The sequence below is a fragment of the Actinomyces sp. genome (assembly GCF_030524025.1).
Lineage (GTDB): Bacteria > Actinomycetota > Actinomycetes > Actinomycetales > Actinomycetaceae > Actinomyces.
Map to the genome: position 1 here is coordinate 103650 of NZ_JAUNHI010000004.1, position 11949 is coordinate 115598.

Genomic DNA, 11949 nt, shown 5'->3' on the forward strand with positions numbered 1-11949 from the left:
GGATTGTTCCCCCGGTCCGGCGTGGTGCGGGTCAACGCAGCGTGATCTCGCTGATGGTGGCCTTCCAGTCGCCGTCGGAGGCCCGCGGAAGGCTCGTCACCCACACGACGATCGACTGGGTGGTCGTCGGGGCGGAGAAGGTGAGGCTGGTCGTCCCCGAGCTGAAGGAGCCCTCGGCGAGCAGGGTGCCACCCGCGGGGTCCTCCGGGGTCGTCGCACGGATCTGGACATGACCGCCCTCGCCGGTGCCCTGGATCTCGATGCCCGAGACCGTCGCCGCCTGCTCTAGAGAGAGCGCGACTCCCAGCCCGTTCTTGATGTTGCCGAAGGCGGAGGTCGAGTAGTACTGCGACATCCACTGCGTCGACGGGTCGCCGTCGAAGACATTGGCGACCTCATAGGCGTGCTCGTCGCTCACCCCGTCGGGGTCCACCGGCTGGGCCTGGACGACGACGATCGGGACTGCCTGCGCGGCCGGGTCCTGCGGCGGGGCCGGTGCGGCGGCGGCCGTGGTCGGAACGGTGGAGGCGGCCGGGATGTCCTCCTCGGAGATCCGCACCCCGGCGAGCTGGAGGAGGTTGCCCACCGCGAGCACGAGACCGAGCAGAATGGCGAGCACGAGGCCGGTGATGACGACCTTGGAGGTGCGACTCACCGAGCGCTTCTCCTCGTCCCCCTGCCACTGGCCCTCCTCGGCCGAGAAGGTCTCGAGCCCACCGACCGGCAGCCCCTGGGGACCCGCCGCAGCAGGCTGTTGCGCGGCCGTTGTCGGCGGCGCGGCGGGTGCTTGCGGCGTGGCCGGAGCGCTCGCTGCCGGCGCACCTGCCGCCGGGGCCTCGGCCGGTGCCGGCGTGGCGGGTGCCGGCGTGGCGGAGGCGCCCGTGTTGGTGGGCAGCGTGACCGTCGGCGCCGAGGCGCTTGTCCGGGGTGCGGGACGCGCGGTCGACAGCCGACGCAGGCGGGACAGGACACCACGGGTGGCCTCGGCCACGCCGTCGGCCAGAGAGGTCGTCGTTGACTCCGGAGCCGCAGCCTCCTGGACCTGGGCCGGCGGCTGGGCGACCGGTGCGGATGCCACGGGCAGGCTGGACTTGTCCCACGGTGCCAGGGCGCGTGCGACGACCGAGGCCGACGCGGGCGGCTCGGGTCCCCAGGCGCTCTTGACCAGTGCATCGAGGTCGGCGTCGGAGGCGACCATCTCGGAGGCCAGGCGTGAGGGCGGCACCGGTGCCCCACCGGTGGTGGTCGGTGCCGAGGCGATGCCCGAGCGCTTGCCCGGCCAGCGGTTGGTCAGCCCGTAGTAGAGCAGCTCGACCAGGGCGTGGGCGTCCTTGCGGTCCGCTGCCAGTGGGTCGGCGGAGGTCATCACGTCCAGGCCGAGCGCGGCGGCCTCGACCCCGACCCCCGAGAGCTGGACGGTGCCGTCGGGGCGCAGGCGCACGGAGTCCGGGGACAGGTTGAGGTGGTGCAGGCCGCGGCGTGAGCAGGCCTCGAGCGCCTCGGCGAGCTCACCGACGATGGCACGCACCTGGGCGGGGCTCAGCCCGTCGGCAACGAGCGTCGACAGGGTTGCTCCGGTGGTCGGCTCGGTGACGATGAAGGCCTTGCCGGAGGTCTCGACGTCGTAGACCCGCTGGATCCGGGCGTCGTCGACCAGGACCGCACGTGAGGCGGCCTCGAGCACCTCCTGGCGGTGGGGAGTGGCGGCCGTGAGGACCAGGACCGTCACCTCGCGGTCCAAGATGGTGTCCCGCCCGACGTGCCGCACGATGCGCGGCAGCGTGGCGGGCAGCGGGGACACGAGCTCGTAGCGTCCGGAGCCGATCGGCGTCGCGTTCGTCAAGAGGCTCATCCTTCCCGGGCCCCAGGGTCCCTGTACGTGTGGCGAGAGTGTACCGGGCGCAGCGCTGCGTACGGCCTCGGAGACCGCAGCGAGATCGGCCAGGGTCGGTGCGGGAGCGGGGCGGAAGGGTCGCGAGGGGCGCGGTGCCGGGACATCGGCGGTCAGCGAGTACGGCAGGGGGACGGCGCTGCCCGGTGGTACCGAGCGCGGCAGCACGAGGGGCTCCTCGCCGTCGCCCTCCGCCTCGGCCGGCGCCGGGCGGATAGCCTGGGACATGCGGGTCAGGGCGGTTCCGACCGGGCCCGGCAGCATCCGGCCCAGGCGGCCGATGATCGAGGACAGCGGGCCCGACAGGACCCTCAGCTCCTCGACCCGCAGGGCCGTGGCCACGACCAGGTACACGACGGTCATGACCAGGGCGGACACGAGCAGTGTGACCGCGGCGTCGGTCGGGCGCGACCCGGTGATCGTGCCGTCGGCCGGCCCCAGGAGCCTGCGGATCGCCAGCCCGGTGAGCACCGTCGGCAGCGCTGCGACGACCAGGCGCGCATAGGTCAGGGTGATCCGGCGCCCGTCGAGGCTGGGCAGGTGCCGGCGCATGAGCGGGATGATGACGACGCAGCCCACGACCTGGCTGAGCACCGAGCCGACCGCCGCCCAGGCCATCCAGTGGTTGGCAGGCGCCAGGAAGTAGGCGCCCAGGCAGATGACGACCGGCACGATCCCCACGGGGACGTCGGCCCACAGCAGCCGCTTGGTGTCGGCGTAGGCGAGCATGACCCGCTGCGTGGTGAACCAGATCCCCTGGAAGATGATCCCCACCGCCAGGATCGTCAGGATGGGCGCCGAGGCCGCGGCCTGCGCCAGGGAGATGGAGGGGAAGAAGAGCTGGAGGGCGGGGGTGGCCAGCGTGCCGATCCCGGCGGCGAACAGGACGGTGAACACGGCGACGCTGCGCAGGCCCAGGGACAGGTCGTCGCGCACGCCCCGGGCGTCGTCGGCCGCCGCCTTCTCACTCATCCGGGTGAACAGCGCGGTGATGATCGAGGTCGTCACCAGGGACTGCGGCAGCATATAGATCATCTGGGCGTTGGAGTACATCGTCGTCGAGGGGACGATGACGTCGGCGTACTGCGCCGTCTCCGCGGCGGTCACCGCGCGCGAGCCCAGGTTGGTGGTCGCCCACGTGCCCAGCTCGGCGGCTCCCACACCCAGCAGCGCCCACAGCGCCACCTTCGACATGCCCCCCAGACCCATGCCGCGGATGCCGAAGACGAGCCGCGGGCGGAAGCCCGATCGCACGAGGGGGATGTAGAGGACGAGGGCCTGGACGGCGATGCCCAGCGTCGTCGTGCCCCCGATGAGCGCGATGCGCTCGAAGGTCCACAGGGAGGGGTCCTGCCCGGAGGTGTAGCCGCCATAGATGCGCAGGTAGGCGATGAGGGACAGGATCGAGATGATGTTGTTGAGGACCGGGGACCACATGTACGGCCCGAAGTTCGACCGGGCGTTGAGTACCTGGCCCCACAGGGCGTACAGGCCGTAGAAGAAGACCTGCGGCATGCACCAGAAGGCGAAGGCGAAGGCCAGGGGCTGCCAGCGGCCCAGGCCGGATGCGGTGAGCATGACGACCAGGGGCGCGGCCACCGTGAGGAGCCCCGCGACGGCGGCGATCGTCAGGGAGGCGGCGGTGAGCAGGCGGTTGACCAGCTCCTCCCCGTTGTGCTGGCGCATCGCCCGCACGATCTGCGGCACGAGGATGGCGTTGAGGATGCCGCCGATGAGCAGGCCGTAGAGCTGGGTGGGCAGGGCGTTGGCGATGTTGAAGGCGTCGGCCGCCCCGGAGGCGGTGGCCCCCAGGGCGGCGATGACCAGGGCCGTGCGCACCAGTCCCAGGATGCGGCTGGCCAGGGTGCCGATGGCCATGACGGCGCTGGAGCGGGCGATCGAGCTGGTCTTCCTCGAGGCGGCGGGCGCCGTGGACTGGGTCACCATGGTGCCTCCCGTGGAACGGTGACGATGGTGCGCCGGCCCCGGCGCACCGTGCGCACGATGCCAACGACGAGCATGAGGACGAGCCCTCCCCCCAACACGGCGGTGCCGATCGACTCCCAGTCGGCCCGCACCCGCATGTGGACCGAGGCGGGCACGCCCACGGTCGTGCCCTGCGGGGTCTTGAGCACGATGGCCACGTCGACGTCACCGGACCCCACCGCCTTGACCGGAACCGAGGCGATCGCCTCCCCGTGGGCGGGCACGGTGACCGTCACCGCCCGGGGGGCCTGCAACCGCGGCGAGCTGGGCCGGAGCTGGACGGTGACGGTGGTGGCCTGGTCCAGGGAGGAGGTGATGCGGATCGGCAGGTCGGCGGTGGCGGCGATGAGGTTGACGGTGCGCGACGGCGCTGGGGTCAGACCCGCCGACAGGTCCTCGCCGCGCCCGCGGGCGGCCGAGACCGCCGTCCCGCGGGCCGTGGGATCCGAGCGCCAGGAGCAGGACGCGATCTGGGCGACCAGGTCGGCGTCGGACCCCAGTGCGGCACCGGGGTCGGCCATCATCGAGGTCACCGACCCCAGGTAGGTGAAGGTCGAACGGGCCTGGGCCAGGTCGGAGGCGGTCAGCTCGTCATCGGCGGTCTGGGTCTCGGACAGATCGGTGCGCTCGACCTCGGAGCCGTCCTCGGCCGCCGTCGCGGCGGCAGCGACGAGCTCGGCCAGACCCGCGCCCTGGGTCCATGAGCTGGTGGTCAGGGCGTTGACCTGGGCGGCGACCTCCTGAGGATCGGCGCCCGCCGCGGTCGCCCGGTCCAGGACGACGACGATGTCGCGGCTCAGGCTGGGGGCCTGGCGGGTGAGGATCGCGGTCTGGGCCCGCAGGAGCTGGATCGTGTCGAGGGAGGACAGCTCGGTGGTCTCCTCGCCCAGGACGAGCTGTCCTCTCAGCGCGGCCGACAGCGCCCCGTCGGGCAGCAGGACCGTACGCGCTCCCAGGGTCGTGTGGCCCGAGGGCGTGTAGGACAGGTCCTCGGCCACGTCCATGTCCTCGGTGTCGGCCACAACCGTGGTCACCGAGTCCGGCAGGGCGTTGAGCGTCGTCGTGTCGAGGGGGCCCGCGCTCCACACGAGGGAGGTCCCGGCGCCGGCCCCGGCCACGGCGGACTCCTGGGAGCGGCTGAGGGCCGAGGCGATGAGGTCGCTCTGGCCCAGGTGGGCCAGGGCCGACATGTCGGCGTCGGCCCAGGGCAGGGCGACGACGTCGCCGGCGCTTGCTGCACGGGCCAGCGCCTCGGACAGGGCCGTGGCGTCCGGGGAGTCCTGGGTGGCGCCAGCGGTCGGTGCGGGCGAGGCGCTGGGCGCGCTGGTCGCCGGGGATGAGGCCGTGGAGCCATCGGCGCCCACCCCCAGGGCGGCGAGGATGGCGGGGTCGACGGCCAGGACGACACCCCGGCCGGCCAGGTCGAGCAGGCCGCGGATGCGTTCGGCCAGGGCGGAGTCGGTGGTGTCGGCGGCCTGATCCTGGTCCGTGCTCGCCGTGGCCTGGTCGGCGGCGGTTCCCGCGGCCTCCTCGGAGGACAGCAGGGCCAGGAGCTCCTCGGGTGAGGCGGTCACGGGGATGATGGTGGTCACCCGGGTGGGGCTGACGGTGACGCCCGCGTCCCACAGCATGATCGTGCGGTCGGAGGCCACCGTCTGTGCGCCCTCGTTGACCGAGACCTCCACGCCTCGCGGACCCCACTCCTCGGTGTCGCTCAGGGGCAGGTCCTCGGCGGGGACCGTCACGGAGAAGGGAAGGCTCTGCCCGGCTGGGATCTCGGTGTCCAGGGCGAGGGTGGCCGCCTCGGCCAGGGTGGTGTTCCGCTCCTCGGCGAGCCATGAGCCCAGGCCGTCCCGGGTGATCTCCGTGCTGCGCTGGATCGCGACGAGCAGCTCGGGGTCCGCGATGGCCTCATCGGTGCCGTTGGCGATCGTGCCGGTGATGGTGAGGTCCTCGTCGTCGCGCACGACCTCGGGGGCGAGTGTCTCGACCATGAGGGTCACCTCGCCGTCGACGGGCGTGTCCTGGGCGGGCACGGCCGGTGCCGCCGGTTGGGCTCCGGTGGCCGGCGTCGTCCCGACCACGGCCCGAGCGGTGGCGGCAGGGGCCACCGGCGAGGCGAGGCACGCCAGGGCGCAGCTCGTAATCAGCAGCACGGTGAGCAGCGCCGCGAGCCCTGTGGGGAGCTCGCGCGCGCCGGAGCGGCGTCGTCGAGGGCGCCGTGCTGCCCCGCGGGGAGTCATCCGTCCCCCACGAGGATCTCCTTGGCGGCCGCGACGATACGCCGCTCATTGGGGTAGGCCAGGCGCCGTGCGACCTCGTCCAGGGGAACCCACTCGACGTCCTCGGCCTCGTGGTCGGGGTCGTTGGCTGTGGTGAGGTCGCCGTCGAGAGCCTCGAGGAGAAAGTGGTGGACGACCTTGTGGACGCGGTGCTCCTCCCCGGCGAACCAGTAGTCGATAGTGGCCAGGTGGCGCAGGACGCGGCCGGTGATGCCGGTCTCCTCGGCGATCTCGCGCACCGCGGCCTCCTCGGGGGTCTCCGCCCCCTCGAGGTGCCCCTTGGGCAGGCACCACTCGAGGCGGCCGCCCCGGTTCCGGCGGGCGATGACGGCGGTGTAGGCCTGGCCGTCCCTGACCGACACGACCAGGCCGCCGGCACTCGTTTCGTCGACGACAGGAAGTGCCCGTGCACTCGTCCGGCGCGCCTGGGATCCGGCGCGGGGCTTGCGAGTGCGATGCGTGGGCATGAGGACACTCTAGGCGGTCGAGTCCCGGCCGGTCAGAAGACGACCGCCCCGCGTGGCAGGCTTGGGATGATGAACGCCCCCCGCCCCGCCGATGCCCCCCGGTCCTGCCCGCCCGCCCCCCGCGTGGGGCGGGCCCCTGAGCCCACCGAGGAGGTCGACGCCCAGGGGCTGACGCCCACGGCGCGCACCGCCCTGGCCGGCCTGCCCCCGTCCCTGGCGGCCCTCGGGCACCGCTTCGCCCGCGCCGGCCACGAGCTGGCCCTGGTCGGCGGGCCGGTGCGCGACGCCTTTCTGGGCGCCGTGCCCCATGACCTGGACTGCACCACCTCGGCGCCTCCGGAGGTCACCGAGGAGATCCTGACGGCCTGGGCGGACGCCTGCTGGGACATCGGCAAGGACTTCGGCACGATCGGTGCGCGCAAGGGCGATGACGTGGTCGAGGTCACGACCTATCGCACAGAGGCCTACGAGGTCGGGTCGCGCAAGCCGGCGGTGGCCTACGGCGAGACCCTCGTCGGTGACCTGAGCCGACGGGACTTCACCGTCAACGCCATGGCCCTGCGCCTGCCCGACCTCGAGCTCGTTGACCCCCACGGGGGCCTGGACGACCTGCGTGCCGGCGTGCTGCGCACGCCGGCCAGCGCCGTGCAGTCCTTCGACGACGACCCGCTGCGCATCATGCGGGCCGCCCGTTTCTCCGCCCAGCTGGGCTTCGACGTCGAGCCCGACGTCATGGCGGCGATGGAGGCGATGGCCGGGCGCCTCGAGATCGTCTCGGCCGAGCGGGTGCGCGCCGAGCTCGAGCGGCTCCTGCTGTCCCCCTGGCCGCGGCGGGGCCTGGAGATCATGGTGCACACGGGTGTGGCCGACGTCGTCCTGCCCGAGGTCTCGGCGCTGCGCGAGACGGTGGACGAGCACCGGCGCCACAAGGACGTCTACGAGCACACCCTGACCGTCCTGGACCAGGCCATCGCCCTGGAGACCGGCCCTGAGGGGCCCGTGCCGGCGCCCGACCTGCGGCTGCGGTTGGCGGCGCTCCTGCACGACATCGGCAAGCCGGCGACCCGGAGGTTCATGCCGGGGGGCACGGTCACCTTCCACGGGCACGACCACGTCGGTGCGCGGATGACCTCCCGGCGGATGAGGGCGCTGCGCTTCGACAAGCAGACGACCAAGGACGTCGCCCGGCTCGTCGAGCTGCATCTGCGCTTTCACGGCTACGCCGACGCCGGATGGTCGGACTCGGCGGTGCGGCGCTACGTCACCGATGCCGGGCCGCTGCTCGAACGGCTCCACCGGCTGACCCGGGCGGACGTGACGACCCGCAACAAGCGCAAGGCCCGGATGCTTGACGCCGCCTATGACGACCTGGAGGAGCGGATCGCCGCGCTGCGCCAGGCCGAGGAGCTCGCCGCCATCCGCCCCGAGCTCGACGGTAGCCAGATCATGGCCGAGCTCGGCCTGGCGCCCGGTCCGGTCGTCGGTGAGGCCTACCGCTTCCTGCTTGACCTGCGCATGGAGAAGGGGCCGATGGGCCAGGAGATGGCGCGCGAGGCGCTGCGCTCCTGGTGGGCCGCCCGCGGGGAGTAGGCCCCGGCCCCGAGGCGGGACACTCCCGCCGACACCCTCACTCGTCTCAAGGGGGGTCGTGGCCGGCTCGGCTCAGGCCGTACCGGAGGCCACCTTCTTGTCCAGGCGTGCCCGAAGGTGGGTGCGGACCTGTGGCCACTCCTCGCGCAGGATCGAGTACACGGCCGTGTCCCGCCAGGAGCCGTCGGCCCGGCGCTGGGTGTGGCGCATGATCCCCTCAGGGACGGCGCCGATGGCCTCGATGGCGTGGCGCGAGCGGCTGTTGAGCACGTCGGCCTGGAACTGGACCCGTTCGAAGCCGTGGTCGAAAACGGCTCCCAGGAGCGTGAGCTTCACGTCAGTGTTGACCGTCGTGCCCCACAGGCGCGGTGCATAGGCGGTCCAGCCGATGTGAGCAGCGCCGTGCTCGAGGTGGAAGTCGGCCAGTGTCGTCGTGCCGACGACCTCCTGGCCCGAGTCGCGCGGCAGGCATACGGCGTAGACGTTGCCGACGCCCCAGCGCAGGTAGCCGTCGATGTGCCGCGCCCATCCCGCGTAGTCGGCCCGGTACGCCGCGCTTCCCCCGCCCCAGCCCCCGGCGAAGACCTCGGGGTGCCCGATGGCGGTGTGGAGGGCGGGCAGGTCCTCGGCGGTGAGAGCGCGCAGCGCGACGGCGCGTCCGGTCAGCACCAGCTCGGGCGCAGGTCGGGTGGCGGTCACTGCGCCAGTATGTCAGCCGCGGTGCCCTGCAACCGCGCAGCCTCCCAGCCACAGCCGGCAACCTCGTCGAGCAGCTGCCGCGGGGACGCGCCGGATTGTGTGTCTGGACCGGACGCTGATCCGTACCAACAGGGTCGCCGCCCGCAACCCCGAGACCGTCTACCACCTGTGGTACGCACGTCTTGCACAAGGCCTTCGGGGGCAACGTCCAGGTCCTGACCGATCACACCGGCCTCCCGGTGTGGGTCTGGCCGGTGGCGCCCGGCTCGACCCATGACATCACTGCGGCCAGGGCCCATGTGCTGCCTGCCCTGTACAAGGCCGCTGCTGACGGGATGCCCACCTTGGCAGACACGGGCTACACCGGTTCTGGGGCCGGTGTGCTGACCCCGGTCAAGGGCACCAGGCCCTGTCCCGATGACGCCACCTTCAACCACCTCCACACCGCCCTGCGCGCCCCGGCCGCCAGAGCCAACGCCATGCTCAAGCACTTCAAGGCCCTGCGCCACGTCAGCCTCGACCCATTGACCATCACCACCATTACCGCCGCAGTCCTGGCCATCATGCTCGGTGCCGCTCGCTCGGCAGCCCCCGGGCGCACCGTCTCGCCCCCCAATGCCCGCCCGGCGTCTTGGAACCCCACACTCCCCACCCCATGGTGTGAGACGAAGTTGCCCGGCCACTGAGAAGCGACGACGATGAGGCGTATGCGCGTGCACAACTTCTCCGCCGGCCCCGCCCAGCTGCCCCTGCCCGTCCTGGAGCAGGCGGCCTCCGAGCTGACCGACTGGCGCGGCTCCGGCATGAGCGTGCTCGAGGACTCCCACCGGGCGAAGAACTTCGTCGCCTGCGCCGCCGACGCCGAAGCCACCCTGCGTGCCGTGGTCGACGTGCCGCAGGACTACCGCGTCCTGTTCCTCGCCGGCGGCGCCACCGGACAGTTCTCCGCCATCCCCCTCAACCTCACCGCACCCGGGGACACCGTCGCCTACCTCAACACCGGCCAGTGGTCGGCCAAGGCCATCAAGGAGGCGCGCCGCCAGGGCGTCGCCGTCGAGGTCCTGGCCGACGAGGCCGCCTCGTCCTACACGACCACCCCGGCCCCCGGCTCCTACACCGTCCCCGCCGAGGCCGCCTACCTCCACTACACCCCCAACGAGACCATCGGCGGGGTGGAGTTCCCCGAGGTCCCCGAGGCCGGAGACGTCCCCCTCGTGGCCGACTTCTCCTCGACCTACCTCTCGCGCCCGCTGGACGTGCGGCGCTACGGCGTCATCTACGGCGGCGCCCAGAAGAACCTCGGCCCCGCAGGCCTGGCTGTCCTCATCGTGCGCGAGGACCTGCTCGACCGCGCCCGCCCCGACGTCCCGGCCATCTGGGACTGGAAGGTCATGGCCGGCAGCGACTCGATGCTCAACACCCCGCCCACCTTCTCCATCTACCTCCTGGGACTCATCCTGCACTGGATCCAGGACACCGGCGGCCTGGCCGCCATGGGCGAGCGCAACGAGGCCAAGGCCGCCCGGCTCTACGCCGCCATCGACGCCTCGGACTTCTACGCCAACCCCGTCGAGCCGCGCTCGCGGTCCTGGATGAACATCCCCTTCACCCTGGCCGACTCCGCCCTCGACGCCGACTTCCTCGCCGGCGCCCAGGAGGCCGGCCTGACCAATCTCAAGGGGCACCGGTCCGTCGGCGGCATGCGCGCCTCCCTCTACAACGCGATGACCGACGAGGGTGTCAACGCCCTCATCGACTACATGACCGACTTTGAGCGCACCCGGGCCTGACCGGGCCGTACCCCACCACGCAGGAGACACCTCATCCCATGACCGCCAAGCAGTTCCGCGTCCAGACCCTCAACGCCATCTCGGGCGCCGGCCTGTCCCGCTTCCCCGACGAGCTCTACGACATCGGCACCTCCCAGGCCGACCCCCACGCCCTGCTCCTGCGCTCGGCCAAGCTCCACGACACCCCGATCCCCGACTCGGTCATGGCCGTCGCCCGCGCGGGTGCCGGCACGAACAACATCCCCGTCGAGGCCCTGACCGAGCGCGGCATCCCGGTGTTCAACACCCCCGGCGCCAATGCCAACGCCGTCAAGGAGCTCGTCCTGGCCGGCCTGTTCCTGGCCTCCCGCAACCTCTTCCACGCCGCACTCTTCGCCCGCGACCTGCCCGGCGAGGACGCTGAGATCGCCAAGGCGGTCGAGGCCGGCAAGAAGCAGTTCGTCGGCTTCGAGCTGCCAGGCCGCACCCTGGGCGTCATCGGCCTGGGCGCCATCGGCGTCAAGGTCGCCAACGCCGCCCTGGGGCTCGGGCTCAAGGTCGTCGGCTACGACCCGGCCATCAGCGTCGAGCACGCCTGGCACCTGTCGGCCGACGTCGAGCGCGCCGACTCGATGGAGGACGTCTTCCGCCGCGCGGACATCCTGACCGTCCACGTCCCCCTCATCGAGGCGACCCGGGGGCTGGCCTCCACCCAGAGACTGGCCCTCATGAAGGACACGGCGGTGCTGCTCAACTTCGCCCGCTCCGAGATCGTCGACACCGAGGCCGTCGTGGCTGCCCTCGACGAGGGCACCCTGGGGGGCTACGTCTGCGACTTCCCCTCCACCCTCGTCGACCGCCACCCCAAGTGCATGGCGCTGCCCCACCTGGGCGCCTCGACCAAGGAGGCCGAGCGCAACTGCGCCATCATGGCCGTTGACGAGCTGCGCGGCTTCCTTGAGGACGGCCAGGTCCACAACTCGGTCAACTTCCCCGAGGCGGTCATGGCCCGAACCCCCGGCACCCACCGCTTCGTCATCGTCAACCGCAACGTCCCCAACATGGTCGGGCAGGTCTCCACCATCGTGGCCCAGCACGGTCAGAACATCGCCGGCCTGCTCAACAAGTCGCGCGGGGACCTGGCGGTCACGCTGGTCGACGTCGAGGGCGAGATCTCCCAGACCGTCCTCGACGAGCTGCGCGCCATCGACGGGGTCCTGTCGGCCCGCGGCATCTGAGCGCGGCTCCTCACCGTCTGTCCGCCA

General features: G+C 72.3%; 8 protein-coding genes. 4 read left to right on the top strand and 4 right to left on the bottom strand.

Going from position 1 to position 11949, the window contains the following annotated elements:
* Positions 1-31 precede the first annotated feature (31 nt).
* From Q4C85_RS03425 to Q4C85_RS03435, 3 genes are read right to left on the bottom strand one after another with little or no spacing between them, the layout of a single operon-like run.
* Positions 32-3838 carry a lipid II flippase MurJ gene (locus Q4C85_RS03425; protein WP_303139558.1) on the bottom strand — a complete coding sequence of 1269 codons (3807 nt, stop codon included), beginning with the start codon at positions 3836-3838 and terminating at the stop codon, positions 32-34.
* The gene (locus tag Q4C85_RS03430; RefSeq protein ID WP_303139561.1) at positions 3832-6120 is read right to left on the bottom strand and encodes a DUF6049 family protein; all 2289 of its coding nucleotides are present in this window, start codon (positions 6118-6120) and stop codon (positions 3832-3834) included. The genes Q4C85_RS03425 and Q4C85_RS03430 overlap by 7 nt, the downstream gene beginning before the upstream one ends.
* The gene (locus tag Q4C85_RS03435; RefSeq protein WP_303139564.1) at positions 6117-6626 is read right to left on the bottom strand and encodes an NUDIX hydrolase; all 510 of its coding nucleotides are present in this window, start codon (positions 6624-6626) and stop codon (positions 6117-6119) included. The genes Q4C85_RS03430 and Q4C85_RS03435 overlap by 4 nt, the downstream gene beginning before the upstream one ends.
* 66 nt (positions 6627-6692) lie before the next feature.
* Between Q4C85_RS03435 and Q4C85_RS03440 the strand changes: the two genes are divergently transcribed.
* A complete protein-coding gene (locus Q4C85_RS03440; RefSeq protein ID WP_303139566.1) occupies positions 6693-8216 on the top strand; it encodes a CCA tRNA nucleotidyltransferase in 1524 nt (507 codons plus the stop codon).
* A 72-nt stretch (positions 8217-8288) separates the two neighbouring features.
* Here Q4C85_RS03440 and Q4C85_RS03445 read toward each other — a convergent pair whose 3' ends face one another.
* Positions 8289-8915, bottom strand: a complete 627-nt coding sequence (locus tag Q4C85_RS03445) for a GNAT family N-acetyltransferase (protein ID WP_303139569.1) — start codon at positions 8913-8915, stop codon at positions 8289-8291.
* A 182-nt stretch (positions 8916-9097) separates the two neighbouring features.
* Between Q4C85_RS03445 and Q4C85_RS03450 the strand changes: the two genes are divergently transcribed.
* The 3 genes from Q4C85_RS03450 to Q4C85_RS03460 are packed head-to-tail and all read left to right on the top strand — an operon-like array spanning position 9098 to position 11922.
* Entirely contained in the window at positions 9098-9601 is a 504-nt protein-coding gene (locus tag Q4C85_RS03450; protein ID WP_303139572.1) for a transposase family protein, read from the top strand.
* Positions 9602-9622: 21 nt separating this feature from the next.
* The gene (serC, locus tag Q4C85_RS03455) at positions 9623-10705 is read left to right on the top strand and encodes a 3-phosphoserine/phosphohydroxythreonine transaminase (protein ID WP_303139574.1); all 1083 of its coding nucleotides are present in this window, start codon (positions 9623-9625) and stop codon (positions 10703-10705) included.
* Positions 10706-10743: 38 nt separating this feature from the next.
* Positions 10744-11922, top strand: coding sequence for a phosphoglycerate dehydrogenase (locus tag Q4C85_RS03460; RefSeq protein WP_303139576.1), 1179 nt, complete (start codon positions 10744-10746; stop codon positions 11920-11922).
* The last annotated feature ends 27 nt before the right edge of the window (positions 11923-11949 follow it).

Excerpts from the sequence above, each read along its gene's own strand:
- serC (WP_303139574.1), top strand. The coding sequence starts at position 9,623 with ATGCGCGTGCACAACTTCTCCGCCGGCCCCGCCCAGCTGCCCCTGCCC.
- Q4C85_RS03425 (WP_303139558.1), bottom strand. The coding sequence starts at position 3,838 with ATGGTGACCCAGTCCACGGCGCCCGCCGCCTCGAGGAAGACCAGCTCG.
- Q4C85_RS03435 (WP_303139564.1), bottom strand. The coding sequence starts at position 6,626 with ATGCCCACGCATCGCACTCGCAAGCCCCGCGCCGGATCCCAGGCGCGC.
- Q4C85_RS03430 (WP_303139561.1), bottom strand. The coding sequence starts at position 6,120 with ATGACTCCCCGCGGGGCAGCACGGCGCCCTCGACGACGCCGCTCCGGC.
- Q4C85_RS03460 (WP_303139576.1), top strand. The coding sequence starts at position 10,744 with ATGACCGCCAAGCAGTTCCGCGTCCAGACCCTCAACGCCATCTCGGGC.
- Q4C85_RS03440 (WP_303139566.1), top strand. The coding sequence starts at position 6,693 with ATGATGAACGCCCCCCGCCCCGCCGATGCCCCCCGGTCCTGCCCGCCC.